Source organism: Bradyrhizobium sp. USDA 372 (assembly GCF_053629095.1).
In genome coordinates this window covers 1,438,683-1,454,923 of the sequence record NZ_JBRJHR010000001.1, presented here as the reverse complement: position 1 = coordinate 1,454,923, position 16,241 = coordinate 1,438,683, and the positions used below count along the sequence as shown (strand labels likewise).

24 protein-coding genes are annotated in these 16,241 nt (G+C 64.4%); 15 read left to right on the top strand and 9 right to left on the bottom strand.

Annotated elements, in window-relative coordinates; all coding sequences use genetic code 11:
- Positions 1–3 precede the first annotated feature (3 nt).
- Both AB7M16_RS07225 and AB7M16_RS07220 read left to right on the top strand, forming a co-directional pair.
- Complete coding sequence (locus tag AB7M16_RS07225; protein ID WP_453943493.1) at positions 4–825, top strand: helix-turn-helix domain-containing protein; 822 nt, start codon at positions 4–6, stop codon at positions 823–825.
- 40 nt (positions 826–865) lie between these two features.
- Positions 866–1,687, top strand: coding sequence for a helix-turn-helix domain-containing protein (locus AB7M16_RS07220; RefSeq protein WP_453943492.1), 822 nt, complete (start codon positions 866–868; stop codon positions 1,685–1,687).
- Here AB7M16_RS07220 and AB7M16_RS07215 read toward each other — a convergent pair.
- A complete protein-coding gene (locus tag AB7M16_RS07215) occupies positions 1,675–2,472 on the bottom strand; it encodes a thioesterase family protein (protein ID WP_453943491.1) in 798 nt (265 codons plus the stop codon). The genes AB7M16_RS07220 and AB7M16_RS07215 overlap by 13 nt on opposite strands.
- Before the next feature lie 170 nt (positions 2,473–2,642).
- Here AB7M16_RS07215 and AB7M16_RS07210 point away from each other — a divergent pair, with 170 nt between their 5' ends.
- From AB7M16_RS07210 to AB7M16_RS07200, 3 genes are read left to right on the top strand one after another with little or no spacing between them, the layout of a single operon-like run.
- A complete protein-coding gene (locus AB7M16_RS07210; protein WP_197963080.1) occupies positions 2,643–3,308 on the top strand; it encodes a DsbA family oxidoreductase in 666 nt (221 codons plus the stop codon).
- 57 nt (positions 3,309–3,365) lie between these two features.
- A complete protein-coding gene (locus AB7M16_RS07205; RefSeq protein WP_212257987.1) occupies positions 3,366–3,569 on the top strand; it encodes a type II toxin-antitoxin system HicB family antitoxin in 204 nt (67 codons plus the stop codon).
- Entirely contained in the window at positions 3,500–3,784 is a 285-nt protein-coding gene (locus AB7M16_RS07200; protein ID WP_453943490.1) for a type II toxin-antitoxin system HicA family toxin, read from the top strand. The genes AB7M16_RS07205 and AB7M16_RS07200 overlap by 70 nt, the downstream gene beginning before the upstream one ends.
- Here AB7M16_RS07200 and AB7M16_RS07195 read toward each other — a convergent pair.
- Positions 3,774–4,940, bottom strand: coding sequence for a GNAT family N-acetyltransferase (locus AB7M16_RS07195; protein WP_453943489.1), 1,167 nt, complete (start codon positions 4,938–4,940; stop codon positions 3,774–3,776). The genes AB7M16_RS07200 and AB7M16_RS07195 overlap by 11 nt on opposite strands.
- Before the next feature lie 330 nt (positions 4,941–5,270).
- Here AB7M16_RS07195 and AB7M16_RS07190 point away from each other — a divergent pair, with 330 nt between their 5' ends.
- The gene (locus AB7M16_RS07190) at positions 5,271–5,699 is read left to right on the top strand and encodes a YeeE/YedE family protein (protein ID WP_453943488.1); all 429 of its coding nucleotides are present in this window, start codon (positions 5,271–5,273) and stop codon (positions 5,697–5,699) included.
- Positions 5,700–5,704: 5 nt separating this feature from the next.
- Positions 5,705–6,172, top strand: coding sequence for a DUF6691 family protein (locus tag AB7M16_RS07185; RefSeq protein ID WP_172782917.1), 468 nt, complete (start codon positions 5,705–5,707; stop codon positions 6,170–6,172).
- Between the two features lie 146 nt (positions 6,173–6,318).
- Here the strand turns inward: AB7M16_RS07185 and AB7M16_RS07180 are convergent, their stop codons facing one another.
- Together AB7M16_RS07180 and AB7M16_RS07175 are read right to left on the bottom strand one after the other, a co-directional pair.
- A complete protein-coding gene (locus tag AB7M16_RS07180; RefSeq protein ID WP_172782918.1) occupies positions 6,319–6,651 on the bottom strand; it encodes a hypothetical protein in 333 nt (110 codons plus the stop codon).
- Positions 6,652–6,754: 103 nt separating this feature from the next.
- Positions 6,755–7,159, bottom strand: a complete 405-nt coding sequence (locus AB7M16_RS07175; protein ID WP_453943487.1) for a hypothetical protein — start codon at positions 7,157–7,159, stop codon at positions 6,755–6,757.
- Positions 7,160–7,310: 151 nt separating this feature from the next.
- Here AB7M16_RS07175 and AB7M16_RS07170 point away from each other — a divergent pair, with 151 nt between their 5' ends.
- Positions 7,311–7,535: a hypothetical protein gene (locus tag AB7M16_RS07170; protein ID WP_453943486.1), complete on the top strand. Its 225-nt coding sequence runs from the start codon at positions 7,311–7,313 to the stop codon at positions 7,533–7,535.
- A 227-nt stretch (positions 7,536–7,762) separates the two neighbouring features.
- On the opposite strand, the gene AB7M16_RS07165 is transcribed toward AB7M16_RS07170, so the two are convergent.
- The gene (locus tag AB7M16_RS07165; RefSeq protein WP_453943485.1) at positions 7,763–8,002 is read right to left on the bottom strand and encodes a PilZ domain-containing protein; all 240 of its coding nucleotides are present in this window, start codon (positions 8,000–8,002) and stop codon (positions 7,763–7,765) included.
- 194 nt (positions 8,003–8,196) lie between these two features.
- On the opposite strand from AB7M16_RS07165, the gene AB7M16_RS07160 reads away from it, so the two are divergent.
- Positions 8,197–8,490 (top strand): HdeA/HdeB family chaperone, encoded by a 294-nt coding sequence (locus AB7M16_RS07160; RefSeq protein WP_212257992.1) that lies wholly within the window; start codon positions 8,197–8,199, stop codon positions 8,488–8,490.
- A gap of 112 nt (positions 8,491–8,602) precedes the next feature.
- Here AB7M16_RS07160 and AB7M16_RS07155 read toward each other — a convergent pair whose 3' ends face one another.
- The gene (locus tag AB7M16_RS07155) at positions 8,603–9,067 is read right to left on the bottom strand and encodes a PaaI family thioesterase (protein WP_172782923.1); all 465 of its coding nucleotides are present in this window, start codon (positions 9,065–9,067) and stop codon (positions 8,603–8,605) included.
- 364 nt (positions 9,068–9,431) lie between these two features.
- Between AB7M16_RS07155 and AB7M16_RS07150 the strand changes: the two genes are divergently transcribed.
- Entirely contained in the window at positions 9,432–9,728 is a 297-nt protein-coding gene (locus AB7M16_RS07150; protein WP_212257994.1) for a hypothetical protein, read from the top strand.
- Positions 9,729–9,827: 99 nt separating this feature from the next.
- On the top strand, positions 9,828–10,085 hold the full coding sequence (locus tag AB7M16_RS07145; RefSeq protein ID WP_172782925.1) for a hypothetical protein: 258 nt from the start codon (positions 9,828–9,830) through the stop codon (positions 10,083–10,085).
- Between the two features lie 30 nt (positions 10,086–10,115).
- Here AB7M16_RS07145 and AB7M16_RS07140 read toward each other — a convergent pair whose 3' ends face one another.
- Complete coding sequence (locus tag AB7M16_RS07140) at positions 10,116–10,304, bottom strand: hypothetical protein (protein ID WP_172782926.1); 189 nt, start codon at positions 10,302–10,304, stop codon at positions 10,116–10,118.
- 245 nt (positions 10,305–10,549) lie between these two features.
- Between AB7M16_RS07140 and AB7M16_RS07135 the strand changes: the two genes are divergently transcribed.
- Complete coding sequence (locus AB7M16_RS07135) at positions 10,550–10,807, top strand: DUF2798 domain-containing protein (protein WP_172782927.1); 258 nt, start codon at positions 10,550–10,552, stop codon at positions 10,805–10,807.
- A gap of 636 nt (positions 10,808–11,443) precedes the next feature.
- Here AB7M16_RS07135 and AB7M16_RS07130 read toward each other — a convergent pair.
- Entirely contained in the window at positions 11,444–11,614 is a 171-nt protein-coding gene (locus tag AB7M16_RS07130; protein ID WP_172782928.1) for a hypothetical protein, read from the bottom strand.
- Positions 11,615–11,770: 156 nt separating this feature from the next.
- Positions 11,771–11,971: a hypothetical protein gene (locus AB7M16_RS07125; protein WP_453943484.1), complete on the bottom strand. Its 201-nt coding sequence runs from the start codon at positions 11,969–11,971 to the stop codon at positions 11,771–11,773.
- 1,047 nt (positions 11,972–13,018) lie between these two features.
- On the opposite strand from AB7M16_RS07125, the gene recA reads away from it, so the two are divergent.
- The 3 genes from recA to AB7M16_RS07110 all read left to right on the top strand — a co-directional run bounded on the left by recA (position 13,019) and on the right by AB7M16_RS07110 (position 16,204).
- The gene (recA, locus tag AB7M16_RS07120; RefSeq protein WP_027577058.1) at positions 13,019–14,107 is read left to right on the top strand and encodes a recombinase RecA; all 1,089 of its coding nucleotides are present in this window, start codon (positions 13,019–13,021) and stop codon (positions 14,105–14,107) included.
- A gap of 107 nt (positions 14,108–14,214) precedes the next feature.
- Positions 14,215–15,195: a hypothetical protein gene (locus tag AB7M16_RS07115; protein ID WP_453943483.1), complete on the top strand. Its 981-nt coding sequence runs from the start codon at positions 14,215–14,217 to the stop codon at positions 15,193–15,195.
- Positions 15,196–15,205: 10 nt separating this feature from the next.
- Positions 15,206–16,204 carry a hypothetical protein gene (locus tag AB7M16_RS07110; protein WP_172782931.1) on the top strand — a complete coding sequence of 333 codons (999 nt, stop codon included), beginning with the start codon at positions 15,206–15,208 and terminating at the stop codon, positions 16,202–16,204.
- Positions 16,205–16,241 lie beyond the last annotated feature (37 nt).

Sequence of the window (16,241 nt, the reverse complement as noted above, 5' to 3'; positions counted from 1 at the left end):
GTCATGAACGCACATGCATCCACCGCACGCACCGAACGCAGCCAGCCGGTCCATATCGGCGACCATTTGCGCGAATGGCGGCAGCGCCGCCGCATGAGCCAGCTCGATCTCGCGGGCGAGGCCGAAATCTCGGCGCGGCATTTGAGCTTCGTCGAGACCGGCCGCGCCGCGCCCTCGCGCGACATGGTGCTCAGGCTCGCCGAGCGGCTCGACGTGCCCTTGCGCGAACGCAACGTGCTGCTGGTCGCCGCCGGCTTCGCGCCGGCCTTTCCGCAGCGCCCGCTGGAGGATCCCGCCTTGAAATCGGCTCGCCACGCGATCGACCTCGTCCTCAAAGCACACGAGCCCAATCCGGCGCTCGCGGTGGACAGGCACTGGAACCTGGTCTCCGCCAATCGCATGGTGGCGCCGCTGCTCGATGGCATCCCGCAGCATCTGCTCGGCCAGCCCGTCAACGTGCTCAGGCTGGCCTTCCATCCCGAGGCGCTGGCACCGCGCACGGTCAATCTCGCCGAATGGTGCGGGCATCTCCTGGAGCGGCTGCACCGGCAGTGCGAGGCGACGGCCGATCCGGAGCTGATCAAGCTCTACAATGATCTGAAGAGCTATCCCATGCCGGCGCGCTCGGCGCCGCTGTCGAGCGACAAGGTCGCGATCCCGTTCAAGCTGCGGCATGGCGGAGAGATCCTCAGCTTTTTCTCCACCACCATGGTGTTCGGCACGCCGGTCGACATCACCCTGTCGGAGCTGGCGCTGGAGACGTTCTTCCCGGCGGACGAGCGCACCGCCGAGCAGTTGAAGCAGATGGCCGCCCGCCTGCAGTGACGCCGTTTACAGGACCGAGCACCGCTCGCATAATCGCCGAATGGACACACGCGCGTTCCGGCGATTGCGGCCGGCCAATCCCGTCGGTGATCTCCTGCGCGGCTGGCGCACGCGCCGTTCGTTGAGCCAGGCGGAGCTCGCGTTCGAGGCCGGCATCTCGATCAAGCATCTGAGCTATGTCGAGACCGGCAAGGCGGCAGCAAGTAGGGACATCCTGCTGCAGCTCGCGTCCGCGCTGGATCTGTCGTTGCGCGACCGCAATGCGCTGCTCGAGGCCGGCGGCTTCGCGCGGCAATATGGCGAGCGCGATCTATCGGCGCCGGAGCTTGCCGAGGCGCGGCGTGCCATCGATCTTCTGCTCAGCCGTCACGAGCCGTTCCCGGCGATCGTCACCGACCGGCGCTGGAACGTGATGCAGGCCAATCGCGCCGCCTCGCGCCTGATGAGCATGCTGCTTGGCCCTGAGCGCATGCAGCGGCCGCTCAATCACATGCGCATGTTCCTCGCGCCCGACGAGCTCAAGCCGTTCGTCGAGAACTGGCCGATTGTTGCGGCTGCGCTGCTGGCGCGGGCGCGGCATGAAGCAATGGCCGCGCCGCTTGACGAGGCCTTGCAATCGACCTGGCGCGAATTGATGCGGCTGCCGCAGCTTCCTGCGCCGACCGAGGACAATTCCGTGCCAGGACCACTCTGCGAGGTGTGCCTGCGCAAGGGCGATGTCGGCATTGGTCTGGTCGGTGCGGTGCTGACGCTCGGCACCCCGCAGGACGTAACGCTGCAGGAGCTTCGCGTCGAAATGTTCATGCCTGTTGATGCCGCGTCCGAAGGCGCCTTGGTTGCGCTTGCAGCTCAGGACGCCTGAGCCTGCGCCTCGCGCCGCTCGAAGCTCATGGCTTGCATCACTTCCGCGAACGGTCCGTTGCGGTCACTCAGTGTCGCCGTGGTGAGGCCCGCGCCATTGGCGCCGACGCGCGTGGCGGCACGGATCAGGATCCATTCGCCCTCGGGCGGACGGAAGAAATAGAGGCTGATCTCCGGGTTGATGAAGGTCCATTGGCGCATGTCGACGATCTGGGCGACGCCGCTGGAGAAGTCCGCGGCCTGCACCGCCTGGAGCAGCGGCGTGTTCGGTTCGCCCTCGACCAGCGGCGCATCGAGCCGCATCCAGGCCGCGGCCGGGCCCGGCTTCTCCAGGGCGCCCTCGATCAGGCGCACCGACACGTTCTGGAAATAGCGACTCCATTTCTGCGCGAAGGCGGGCGGCAGGGTGCCGGCCTCGGGCCCCTTGTCGACGGCCACGGGCCTCGCGAAGGGGTCGATGGGCGACTCGCCGCTCGGCGCCGTCAGCAGCGCCGTGCAGCGGCCGATCTCGGTGTCGCCGTCCATCAGCCGCACCTGCAGGGTCTTGGCCTTGCGACCGTCGCGCAGCTTCTCGCTGACCGCCCTGAACAGGCGCAGGCCCGCCGGCCGCCACAGATCGAAGGTCAGGCGCCGCACCGCAAAGCCGGATTTGGCGGCGAGGCGCTCGACCTCGCGGGTCATCAGCGCGGTGGTGGCGCTTCCCTGCAGCATGTCCGGCGACCACGGGCCGCCGGCATGCTCGGTGGGCCGGAACAAATCGCCTTCCGGCTTGAAAATGGCGGTCATCGCGGTCTCCCCTTGGGCTTGATCGTGGCCGCAACTATCGGGGCGGGGGCAACGTGCCACAATAACCGCAGAGGTGAAGTCGTGAGCCATGCAGGACGGGTGCCTTGCACCGCCCCCGGTTCGGCTTATGTTCGGGCGGACCCTCGAAGTGCCCGAAGGAGGCGCCTGACATGAGCACGCTGAAACCGCTCCAGATCGACGTCGTCTCCGACGTGGTCTGCCCCTGGTGCTATATCGGCAAGCACCGCATCGAGAGCGCGCTGGCGCTCGTGCCCGACGTTCCGGTCAAGCTCAATTTCCGCCCCTTCTTCCTCAATCCCTGGGTGCCGCGCGAGGGCATCAGCCGCGAGGCCTATCTCACCCAGAAGTTCGGCTCGGTCGAAGCCTATAAGGGCATTGCGGGGCGCGTCGTCGCGGCCGCGAGCGAGGAGGGGCTCGTCTACAAGCCGGAGCTGGTGGCGCGCCAGCCCAACACGACCGACTGCCATCGCCTCATCCTCTGGGCGGAAGCGATCGGCAAGGCGCCCGAGATGAAGCAGCGCCTGATGGAGCTGTACTTCCGCGACGGCGGCGATCTCACCGATGTGAACGTGCTGGTGCAGGCGGCTGCCGATATCGGCCTCGATGCCGACGACGTTCGCAAGCGCCTCGCGACCGACGAGGACGTCGCGCGCGTCTCGGCAGATGCGCAGGAAGCCGCCGACAAGGGCATCTCCGGCGTGCCGACCTATGTCTTTGCACAGAAGTACGCCGTCTCCGGCGCGCAGGATCCGAACCTGCTCGCCCGCGCCATTCGCCAGGTCTCGGCGGAAATCAACGCGCAGGCGGCGGAGTAGGCTGAGAAAGTTGAATCTGTCGTCAGCTTGGGCAATTGTTCGGGGCGCGAGGACAATATGAAGATTAAGATTGTCATACACGAGGCGGAAGAGGGGGGCTTCTGGGCCGAAGTCCCGGCCATCCCTGGTTGTGCCACGGAAGGCGATACCATGGATGAGCTCATGGCAAATCTTCGCGACGCGATTGAAGGATGTCTGTCGGTCGAAGTAGCGCCGCCGGAGCCGGGTGGCATCGAACGGATTTTGGAACTGACGACGTGAAATCCGTCTCTGGTCGGGAGTTCGCGCGTATCGTCGAACGACACGGCTGGAGTTTACTTCGCGTCAGCGGCAGTCATCACATCTACGGCAAGCCGGGCAGCATCGTCCGGCTCTCCGTTCCGATCCATGGCAATAAGCCCCTAAAGACGGGGTCCTGCGTCATCTCGTCAAGATGGCTGAGCTATCGGACGACGATCTATAGGCTCACTTCCTGATCAAATGAGCCGCGTATCGGGCCGCCGCGTAGGCGATCTTGTGCGTCGCGAGCGCTCCATGAACCAGCGTCACGACCGGATCACTCCGCCGCAGCGGGATCAGCACATCGCCGATCGCGAGGCGTCCGCGCCAGATCGGGTTGATCATGGGATGATCGGCACTCGCCGTGGAATCCGCGCTGGCGATGGTGGGATCGGCGCAGAGATGGCGGGTGAGGTCCAGCGTCAGCTGCACGCCGGGCGAATATTTTGCAAAGCGCTCGTCGATGCCGAGCTTGAAGAAGAAGGCGCGATTCTGGTGGCGCAGCACGATGCCGGCGGCAATCGGGGTCGCGCCGGCGCGAAGCGTGACGATCTCGCACTGTGCAGCCTCTGCCAGCGCCGGCACGGCGCGGCGGATGAAGGTTGCGTCGCCCGCGTGCTGAACCAGCGCGGTGCCGCGCTTGCCCTTCCAGCCGCTGGCTTCGAGCTGCAGGAAGCTTTCGAGCGCAGGTCCGATCTCGTCGGAGCTGCGCGCAATCTCGAACACGACAGGGCCGTGCTCCTCGAGACGGTGGCGCTGTCGCCGCAGCTCCTTGAGCTTCTTGGCGCCGAGCGCGTCGCGCAACAGCATGTCCCCATCCTGCGTCGCATCGAGGCTGGCGCGGATGTAGGAGCTGAGGATACGCGGCTTCAGGCCGTCGCGCTTCAGCACCTGCTTGAGCGATGCCATGGCTGCGCCGTCGAGGGCGACGTCGGTCAGCACGAGCGCATGCGCGCCGGCCTCGCGTGCCTGCTGCAGCAGACGCGCGGCAGCCTCGAGCGGAGCGTCGCGGTCGAGCAGCGGGCTGCACAGCGTGCCATAGGGATGCGCGCTCACCAGGGCGGGCAGGGGAATCTTCAGGGCGCGCCAGAGCGAGATCACCGGCATCAGGCCGATCAGCCGCGCCGAAGAGTCGTGTGCGGCCAGAGCCAAGGCATCCGTGCGACCGCGCGCCGTTGCACTGACGGCGAGCTCCCAGGCGGGCAGATAATATCCGTTCGGCTCGATCGCCCGCTGCGCCAGCGCGCGCCATTGGCCGGTGTCGACGGCGGCAATCGGGACAGGCGCGTGCGCCATCGCGGCATCCCTTGCCGATGCCGGATTGATCGCAGCCTGATGCGCGATGTCGACCACGTCCCGTCGTCCCCCGTTCGCGCGAGCTGAGCCCGTGCTACCGGTCATGCTTAGCGCAAAGATTGGAAAATACCGTTGGGACGCCGCTGCAATTCGAGCGGTAGTGTTAACATTCCATTCAGCATCCGGCCGGGGGGTGATCCCGAAGTTTCAGGGCGGTCGCATATGACTTGCCCTGAGGAATCGTGACCAGTCTCCCGGCACGCCCGCCGTCTTACGAAGGCGAGAGTCCGACTTGCCGGCGCAGAAGAGGCGGTACAGAATCTCCAGCACTGCGCGGACTTCCGGTCTCGCGATTGCCTGCGAAACTACCTCGTTCGGGAGAGGCTCATGGTCTCGACATCATTTACGCCGATCGCGTCCCTTGTTGGCGGTGCGATGATTGGCCTCGCGGCCGTTCTGCTGATGTGGGCAACGGGCCGGATCGCCGGCGTCAGCGGCATCGCGGCGCGGCTGTTTCCGCCCTATGAGGATAGCGAATTCGCCGGGCGCCTCGCCTTCGTGGCCGGTCTCGCCGCCGCGCCCGTGCTGGTGCGGCTCGTCACGGGAGGTCTGCCGGAGCAGACGATCGCGGCGGGACCGGCTCTCCTGATCGTCGGCGGATTGCTCACGGGGTTCGGTTCGGTGTGGGGCAGTGGCTGCACCTCCGGCCACGGCGTTTGTGGCCTGTCGCGGCTGTCGGTGCGCTCGCTGGTCGCCACAATGACCTTCATGGCCGCCGGAATGGCCACCGTCTTCGTGATGCGGCACTGGAGCTGATCGCCATGGCAATCCTCGTTCAATTCGCGATCGGGTTGATCTTCGGCATCGGCCTCATCGTCTCCGGGATGTCGAACCCCGCAAAGGTGCTGAACTTCCTGGACATCGGCGGCATTCCGGCAGGGACATGGGATGCGAGCCTCGCATTCGTCATGGCGGGCGCGGTGGCGGTGACCTTCGTCGGATTCAACCGCGTCCTGAAGCTCGCGCGTCCGCTCTTCGCCGACCGATTCTATCTGCCGACGCGGCTCGACATCGATCCCAGGATCGTTGCAGGTCCTGCGATCTTCGGCGTCGGCTGGGGGCTGGTGGGCTTCTGTCCGGGGCCGGCGCTGACCGCGCTCGGATTTGGCTCGCTCTCTGCCGTCATCTTCGTCGTGGCGATGTGCGCCGGCATGGTGCTCGCCCGCTTCATCGCTCATCTGCCGTCGTTGACGCGCCTCGTCACGCCGGCCGATCCGCTCGAAACCTGAAGTCACGCCAAGAGAGCCGTCATGGACCACAGAGGCACTCATCAAGCTCGGCGGTTCCAGCAGCCCGACATCGGCGGTTGGTTCGGTCGCACGAACGGGACCGGGCGAATAGTCTCGTCCGGTCCCGACCATCAAGCCTTCATCGATCACCAGCGGTCGTCGACCCCGACGCCGACGCTGACGCCGGGCGCGCGAATGCCGACGCCGGCGCGCGGGCCGTCATCCCAATCGCGATGATAGGTCCGGCGCTCGTAGTAGCGCTCGCGCGGCATGTAGTTGTAGGAATCGCGCACGATCACGCGCGAACCGCCGCGTGTGCGATAGCAGCGGCCATCCTCGTCGCAGACAAGTCGCACCTGCTGCACGAGATCCGGATTGGTGTACTCGCTGCTCGTATAGATATCGGAAGCCTTCGCCCCCGAGGCGGCGGCCAAAGCACCCACGCCAGCCAACAGCGCAATAGTCAACGTCCTCATCATGTCCTCCTCGAAACTGCCCTCGGCGGTAACAAGAAGGGGAGGCGGTGATCGTTCCCGGTCGCGGTACTGGTTTTTCCCGGAACCTTGTCGTCCAGGCGGGTTCCTAGATCGGCTCGTAAGTCTCCGTCCCGCAGATGTCGTCGGCGTCCGCGCGCCGGCGGTCCACGACCTTGCCGCCGTTGATCGTCACGATGTAGGTCTGGGCGCCGAGCGACGTGCCGGTCGCCGAGGTGAGCTGCGCGCGGACGCACGCGGTCCAGCCCGGTCCTCGCACCTCACGATGGGGCGGGGCGACGTGCACCTCGCGCGGATAGGATGTTGCGAGAAAGACGACGTCGATCTGCTCGCGCACCACGCGCTTGACGTCGGGGGGCGCTTCCGGCGGCGGCTGCTCGGCCTCCTTCATGCGCATGAACTCCGGCACCGGAGCGCGGCTGTCGGCAAAGCCGCAGGCACCGAGCGCCAGCGCGCCGATGAGCAGCGCCGCATAAGCAATGATCCGCAACATCCGTGGAGGTCCCCTGCGGGCCAACAGATAGGCACGAACGCGATCCGACGAAGTCCCGGTCGATCAAGTTTTGCTGAAGTCTTGGAACCCGCAACATTGCTATTCCGCGATTGCGGGCTAGTTTGTACCCCACGCGAGGGGGATTGCTGCAATGAGGATTTTGGTCATCGCGGCCGCCGTGCTGGCACTGACGGTCGCATCAGTGCTGGCGCAGGGCCGGCGCCAGCCCAATGACGGCGCCAAGCCGATCGACAACAGTCTCAAGGTCGACGAGAAGGCCTACAAGGCCGCGCTCGAGCGCATTCCCGAACCCAAGGACAGATACGACCCCTGGGGCGGCGCCCGTCCGGGCGAACCTGCCAAGAAGCCGAAATGAGGTGAGGTGGATTGCGCGGACCTGTATTTCGGTTTCGGAGAAGCGCCGTCGCTCCTGTCGCGCACGACCGATCGTCTCGGTGGACGATTTGTTGCGGGGTCATCATCGATCGCGCTCGCGGTCGTCACGCGCGTGATTGCGAACCACGTTGGTGCCGCCGTCGTATCGAAGCAATCATGATCGTGTTGTGCATGTGATGCGAACGTTCGTTCACATCGCGCCTGCTATTACACGAAAGCGAGGCCGACGCGCTTGTCGCTGCGCCAAACTGTGCGACAATGCCGTACGAAATGGTCGCACGCGATCGAGAGCGTGACCGATTGCGGCAACATGACGGGAGTGTCGAGGTCGATCGCCGCGCCGCCCGCCGACATGTTTCGCACCGTGCAAGCAATGCCGCTGTTTTCAAAGGTGATCTTTCCGCCCTTGAAAACACGATGACGTTGCGATGTGCGCTTCTCAATCATCCGCGTCAGTCCTGCCGAGGATTATGAAGTAGTGCATAGAAATTACGTTGAACTAAACTCAATATTGGCGCTACTTGCGCGGCGTTTCAGACTTTGTTTACGACGTTGGAGCGGCGAGCCGCTCCAACGAACCTGCCCAAAGAGCCTACCCAAGAGCCTTTCCTTTATGGCGTGACGCGCCGATGGAGATATTGATGAAGACTTCGCTTTCGCTTCTTTTCGCCGCAGCGCTCTCGCTGGCCGCGATGCCCGCTCACGCCGCCAAGTGGGACCTCTCGACCATGTCCTGCAAGCAGTTCCTGGAGAGCGGCGAGGACAACATCGCGGTCGTGCTGACCTGGATGGACGGCTGGTACAAGGGCGACGAAGACAACGCGATCATCGACACCGACGTCTTCATCGCGAACGCCAAGAAGTTCGGCGCCTATTGTGGAAAGAATCCGACCGTCAGCGTCGTCACCGCCGCCGACGAGATACTCGGCAAATGACGTCGCGGGCGCAATGACGCGAAGCGCGTTCGCGCTTCCTGTCCCGACATGATTGCATCGAGAGCCGCGTCGAGCTTTGCGCTCCGCGCGGCTCTCTTGTTTCAGGGTGCGTTCACCCCGGCAGCATCGCGAACGCGCTCGAGACCATCGCGGCCGGCTTGCCGTCGGCGGCCGAGAGCAGCGTGACGCGGCCAAAGCTCATGGTGCGCCCGAGCCGCACCACGCGCGCGTCCGCCAGCACGTCGGACGCGGAGATTGCGCGCATGAAATGCGTGGTCTGGTCGACCGTGGTCATGGGACGGTAGCCGCGATTGGCCGCGAGGATCGCGATCACCATCGCGGTATCGGCGAGCGCCATCAGAGCCTGGCCGCAGACCACGCCGCCGTTCCGGCACAGCCGCTCCGAAAACGGCATGCGCAGCAGCGCGCCGGGCTGCCAGTCCGCAACGTCCGCGGGCGGCGCATGCTCGAGGCGCTCGACCGCGAGGTTGAGATCCTGGACCCAGGGCGCAAAGACCTCGCCGAGGATGCGTCTGGCGTCGTCGAGGCCGAACTCCGCTTCTGGCTGCGTTTGCATTGCTGTCGCGCGCTCCTGTGTTACTGGATGTTTCGTCGCATTGTGCGCGCATCGGCGAGGCAAAGTCACTCGGTCTCGCGCCGGCCGCCTCGGCTTGAAAATGCCTGACTTGGCCCGATATGATGCCTCGCTTGGGTAGGGTTGGATGATGTTGCGTCGCTGTGTCCTCGTCTTTTGCATGGCCGTGCTCGGTCTTGGGCTGGGCGGGTGCACCAAATGCGGTCCGATCTGGGACGACTGGCTGCATGCGCCGAAATCATGCAGATCGGATCGGCTCTAGCGGCCCTCCGGGTCGTGGCCGGGCTGACAAGGATGACACGGCGCGGGGCGATCCGCGCCTCATGGAAGATCTAAGGAGTGAATGATGAAGCTTTTCCGTTTGGCCGCGGTACTGGCCGTGCTGGCGGGACCTGCCTACGCGCAAATGCCCAATGTCAATTTGATGCAGGATCTCCCCAGCAAGTCCCCGGAGGAGAAGGCCGCCGAGGCCGAGCGTGACAGGGCCTACAAGGAAACGCTGAAGAAGATTCCGGATTCCAAGGCGTCCAGCGATCCCTGGGGCGGCATGCGCGCCGATCCGCCGAAGCAGCCGGCGGCCCCGAAGGCGTCAGCCGCAACCAGTGCGCCGAAGAAGTCCAAGAGCGGTACGGCCGCCAACTGACCCCGTTCCGGTAGGCACGAAGTCTTTCCGACGGGACTCCTCTTGATCCGGCCCGCGCCCTACATTGTCCGTAGCGTAGTGCGTTGAGGAAGGCAGGACATGGCCGATCGTCCGCGGGATCTCGCCGAGCGGATGGCGCGCCGGCGCAAGGCGGCCGGCAAGCCGGGGCCGACCGCGCGCGGTGATGGCTATCTGCGCGAGACTTTTACGCTGCCGCGCGCGGCGGCGCGGGAGAGGGCGCAGGCCTTCTTCGCCCGCTATCCCAAGGCCGGCTATATGAGCGAGGTCGAGACCTGGCGCGAATTGCCGGGCGGCGAGATCGAGTTCACGATGCGGCGGCTGCCCAGCGCGGACTGATGCGCTCTATGGCACATGAGGGCGAACGGTTCAGGCCGTCTTTCGCCCGATCGCCTTCAGCTCCCGGTCGATGCGCAGCTGCACGCGCCGGATCGCCAGCAGGTCGATCCTGGTCTCGGTCTTGCCGGTCTTGATCTGGTCGCCGATGCGGAACTGCCATTGCCAGATTCCGGGAATCGCCGTCTTGGCGATGGTGAACTCGACGCCCCTGTGATTCATGGTCACCTCCCACGATTCACCTTCATGCCTGCAAACATGTTGGTCGTCGCAATATTCCGCAGGCAAGGAAAATCTGTCGCCGGCCGCACGCGAACGGCGCTCGATCTCCGTGGTTCTCCGACCATGAACAAAGTTCCTGGGGCTCGGCGGGCCCACAGCGTGGTTCCGACCCGGGCCGGATCTGCTTCAGCTTGACGGCATGTGCCTTGCTTGCCTGATCGCGGGCAAGCAACCATGGGCCCCTCATGCTCGGCATTCCCCGCCGCTACTCTCACTTCGTCTTCGGCATCATCCAGTCCGGGCTGACCTCGCTGATCGCGGCGGGAATCGCGAGCTTTCCGGCAGGCAGCCCGGTGCTCTTCGTTCGGCACTGGATGGTGTCCTGGCTGATCGCATGGGCCGCGATGCTGCCGGTCGTGCTATTGGCGGCGCCCGCGATCCGCGCCTTCGCGCTGCGCCTGACCCGGGAGGAGCGGGAACCCAGCGCCGGCCGGCAGGCATGAAAAGGCCCCGCCTGGGGAGAGCCAAGCGGGGCTGAGAGTTGTTGGAGGCTGGGTGCTGGGCTGCAACACCATAGCCGAATGACCCTAGCCGGCTGAGCTTACGGCAGCCTGACAGGCGAACGACCGGCAGGAGCGTGATCGAAAGGCCGCAGACTGGCCCCGTACCGGTCCCAATTTCGACATCCGTCCGCACCACTGCGGACACACCCGTCGGCAAGATTTTCATCCGTTCGGCGCAGCCATGGGGGAAACGTGGCGCGCCGACAACGGGGTGGCATCATGGATAACGTAGAGCGGTCATTTGCCGCCGCGACGGCGGCTGGCTTCGTGGTGCTGGTGATAGGCCTGATTCTTCTGGCGCTGCTGTAGACGGGATCGGCGTGCCGGGCGGCTCGCATCGATGGCGCCGGCGCTGCCGCCTTTCAAAAAACGGGAAAACAACCCCATGCACAGTAGGGTGCCGGGCAGTTTCCTCGCTCGGCCAATGGGTTACGGGTAGTATTTAGATACCTTGGAGGCCCGCGGTTGCGGCAGCCGACTGGCGCTGCCGGGGTCGGGGATCCCGCCCTAAACCGCGGCTGGCGCCCCGTCGCGGGGCGGACCTCGACCCGCTCCGGAAGCCGGTCCTGGCGCTGCCTAGTGGACCTTGATCTCGTTCAGCGGCAGATGGAGCTCGGCGGCGCGCTCTTCGCGGTCCTTCTTGCGGAACTCGTTTTCCTTGCGCTCGAACTTCACCATCTCCTCGTGCGCCGCCTCCAGCAGCGGCTTTCGCCTGATCGTGTCGTGGTGCGTGTCGTTGTCCGTCATGAGCTGAGGTCCCCAAAAGTTGCGGTCCCATCCCCACAGAAAACCGGAGACCGCGAAAAGGTTCGGTGCCGCAGGATTACGGAAACATGACGGCGCGCCGGCCGCGCGTCGTTGATGCCGATCATATTCGCTTTGCCGAACCCGGCGGAGGCGCGGCTATTTCGGCGGCTGAAGCCCCGGCGATTTGACCCAATCGCTCAGATGATTGGCAACGTCGGCCTGACGGGCCTTCTTGAGCAGCGCGTCCCGCTCCGGCCCGGGAGGAAGCTTGGACGCTTGGTCGCGGATCTGCTTCACCCATGCGGATAGCCGGTCCTGAAGGGTCAGCTGCTGCTTGAAACGTCGTCGCTTGAACATGGCGCGCTCTTTCCGTGCGAGGAGGCGGGAGCGCGAGGTGAGCGTTCTCATCACCGATAGTGGCCAAGATCCGCGCGGTGATGATGCATTAGGATCCGGAAATGGATCCGCGTCTGTTCAGTTGTGCACTCAGTGCAAAGCGGGGAGGGTGACGATCCAGCATGGCTGATTTGTCGGGCCGCAGAGGTCGGCTCCATCAACCAATGGGGCCGGCTCGCGAGGCGGCCCCAGGTCATCCCAGGAGCTTGTCAAAAGCCACCAAGGCACCGAATGCGGTTGCGGTGACGGCGAGGAAGGCCACGAAATACCATAGGCGATGCATGAGCGGATAATCCGGACGCTCCGCGATGGTTCATGCCGGCTCGACCAGCTCCCATCATTTGGTCAGCGCTTGCTGCACGTCGGCTGATTTTTGCGGCACCAAGGTTCGGGATTCTTGCAATCACCCGGATCGAATGCGGACGGCGCCCGGGCCGCCAACTGAGGCGGCCTTACTGCCGTTGAATGATGCTGGGAGGGAGATTCCCGTCGGCCTTGGGCAGCCCTTCGTCGTCTATCCGCTCTTTGAGATCGGCGGCCCTCTCAATGAAGCCAGCCGCCACTGCTGGGTCGGAACTCGTCTTGGCCAGCTTAAGTAGCGTCGCTGCTACTTCTCGGGTGTTCTTCGTAACCACGGCATTCCCTACATGGATCAAGTGCAGGGAAGAGTCTGGAACAGCCAATTCCGTTCCGATGCTCGGTACAAAAATGCACGCAAGCGATAGGAGGCCTCAGCTCCGGGGCTGGCACCGAGCTGAGGCCTTCGTCTCACCGTCACGTTGTCGAGGCGTGAGGCTGCTATCAAGTCACCTGCCAGAGCCCTAGTTCCGGGAAATCAGGGCACTCGGTATTTCTACCTAGGACACCGGGGGCACATACGGACAGCAGCAAAATCCACAAAGAACATATTGCGAACTGAGAACAAATGGGGTACATTGCTTTTATCGCCGAGCTGCCTCGCAACCGTTTGTCCCTCACGCGAATCCTCGCCATAAGGAGCACGACCCAATGTCCGCAACTGCCCTGCGTATCGTCGAAGGATCTTCCATGGACAAGAGTAAAGCTCTGGCCGCCGCGCTCTCCCAGATCGAGCGGCAGTTCGGCAAGGGCTCGGTGATGAAGCTCGGCAAGAACGACCGCTCCATGGATATCGAGGCGGTGTCCTCCGGCTCGCTCGGGCTCGATATCGCGCTCGGCATCGGCGGCCTGCCGAAGGGACGCATCGTCGAGATCTACGGGCCGGAATCCTCGGGCAAGACCACGCTCGCGCTGCATACGGTGGCGGAAGCGCAGAAGAAGGGCGGCATCTGCGCCTTCATCGACGCCGAGCACGCGCTCGATCCGGTCTATGCCCGCAAGCTCGGCGTCAACATCGACGAGCTCCTGATCTCGCAGCCCGACACCGGCGAGCAGGCGCTGGAGATCTGCGACACCCTGGTGCGTTCGGGCGCCGTCGACGTTCTGGTGGTCGATTCGGTGGCGGCGCTGGTGCCGAAGGCCGAGCTCGAAGGCGAGATGGGCGATGCGCTGCCGGGCCTGCAGGCCCGCCTGATGAGCCAGGCGCTGCGCAAGCTGACGGCCTCCATCAACAAGTCCAACACCATGGTGATCTTCATCAACCAGATCCGCATGAAGATCGGCGTGATGTACGGCTCGCCGGAAACCACCACCGGCGGCAATGCGCTGAAATTCTACGCCTCCGTCCGCCTCGACATCCGCCGCATTGGTGCGATCAAGGAGCGCGACGAGGTGGTCGGCAACACCACGCGCGTCAAGGTGGTCAAGAACAAGCTGGCCCCGCCCTTCAAGCAGGTCGAGTTCGACATCATGTACGGCGAGGGCGTCTCCAAGATGGGCGAGATCCTCGATCTCGGCGTCAAGGCCGGCATCGTCGAGAAGTCCGGCGCCTGGTTCTCCTATGACAGCCAGCGCCTCGGCCAGGGCCGCGAGAACGCCAAGGCGTTCCTGAAGGGCAACCCCGACATCACCGCCAAGATCGAGACCGCGATCCGCCAGAACTCCGGCCTGATCGCCGAGCAGATTTTGGCCGGCACGCCCGAGCGCGACGCCGACGGCGAGGAGCCGGCGGACGAGTAAGCCTCGACCAGCGGAAAGTTTTTCGCGAGGAGCGGGCACTGAGGACGTTGAGTTGCCGACGTCTTTGGTGCCCGTTTCGTTTTGCGTTGCGTTGATCAGGTGGTGCGATGAAGCGTCTGATCTTGACTGGCTGGGGCGGCGGGAGGGAGCTTGCTCAATCGGGGTTGGCCGAGATCGTCATCCCGTTCCATTTTCAATTTGAGTGGGGGCCGCTCCCGCGCGAGGAAAAGCTGTCGGCTTATTTGGCTGCCTACACCGCAGAGCTTGGTCATGCCGAACATTGGTCGGATTGGGTCCGCTGGCCCCGCGGCGCCAAGGGCCGCAAATTGTCGCTGGCTGAATTTTGCGAGCCGTACGACGAGATCGAACTCTGGTTCGGAGCGACTGCCCGCGACCAATTGCAACTGGTCTGGTTGCTCGATCACCTCGGCAACCATCCTGCATTGGCGCAGAAGGTCGGGCTGCGATTGCTGGACTCCGACCTGTTTTTCGGCCCCGAATATGATTTCGCCGAGGGCGAACGCTATATTACCCTCGGGGATATCGGTGCGGAGGAGTTCGAGATTGCCAAATTGGCCTGGTCGGCCTACCGCGCGCCGACCCCGGAGCCCTGCATCGATCTGCTTCACCGCGATCTGAGCGCCTTGCTGATGCTGCGGCCAGCCTTGCTTCAGCTTCTGGCAGAGCTCCCGTCGCCTTTGACAGGGCTAGGCGCGACCGAGATTCGATTTCTGGAGATGCTCGACTGGTTTGCAAACACGAATCCGTTGTTCCATCTACGCTCGCTACGGGGCACTTACGTGTGGGGTGAGGTCGAACTGGGATATTTGCTCGAAGGCCTTGCCCTCGGCCCCAAGCCAGCCGTGGCCGGGCTGGGCGACGAATTACGCACCATCGATCTTGGCAATCTCAGAGCCCGGCACGAAGTTTACCTTCGCAGCCGCTTGTCGCTGACCGAATTCGGTAAGGCTGTCGTTGCCCATCAGGAGGATTTCAGCAGTTACAATCCGATTGATCGCTGGTGGGGCGGCACGCATCTGACCAACGACAGGCTGTGGCGCTACGGCGCTGTCCTGACGAAGCCCTGAGGGCGACGGCGTGACGCGGCTCATTGTGACGACAGATTCGTCCGCCGCCGGCGCCTTACAAGGGGCGGGCTTAGCCGACCTCGTCATTGCGATCGAGCGTCGCTTGGTCTGGGGACCGCCGCCCTCCGAAACGGAATGCGAGGCATTTTTCTCCCCGCGCATGACTCAGCCAAACGGCCTGCACTGGCTCGACGATACGCCGGTTTGGCGCCAGGAAAGGTCTGGCATCAAGGGGCGCGGACTGATCGAGCTGTTTTCAGAGTATGACTCGGCCGAACTAGGGATGGGGCCAGAGCCGAACGCACAATTACTTCTGCTCTGGCTACTCGACCATTGCGGCATCGAGGACGCGGCACTTTCCAAGCTCGCGATACGTCACCTGGACCTTGCCGTGGGCGATGTCGCGCCGGAGCAATTGGCCAAGATGAATCCGCCCATCGTCGAGATCACGCAAGATCACGTCGAACTGGCCGGTCGCGCGTGGCAGGCCTATCGCGCGCCGACGCCGCAGGCCTGGTTCGATCTCCGCGAAGCGGACTTGCGCCTGCTTCCGCGGCTCGGGCGTTGCGTCGTCGCCCTGCTCGAAGAGCTTCCAAACGTGACCAGCGGCCTTGGGGCCACGGAGACGCGGATACTGGAATTGATCGCGCCGGGTGAGGTACCGCCCTTTGACGTCTTCCCGGGATATCAGAAGCCCAACGAGCGTCGCGTCTTCGATTACTGGGAGGTGGGCGCGCTGCTTGATGGTCTCGCGCGATGCGAGAGGCCAGCGGTCGCTGGACTGGACGAAGGCCCATTTTCCCTGGAGATGCACGACGATTCACGCCGCCTCCAGCGCTACAAGCAATCCCGTTTGTCGCTCACCGAGTTCGGCCAAGCGGTGCTTGGCGGCGATGAAAACTTTTGCCGCCACAACCGAACCGATCGCTGGTGCGGCGGCACCCACCTGACCAACGACCGGCTGTGGCAGTGGGACCCCGAGGCCCTCTCACTCATCGCACCTGATTAGTACGTACCTGTTCGCTCAGAGTGTTCTTATTGCGTAT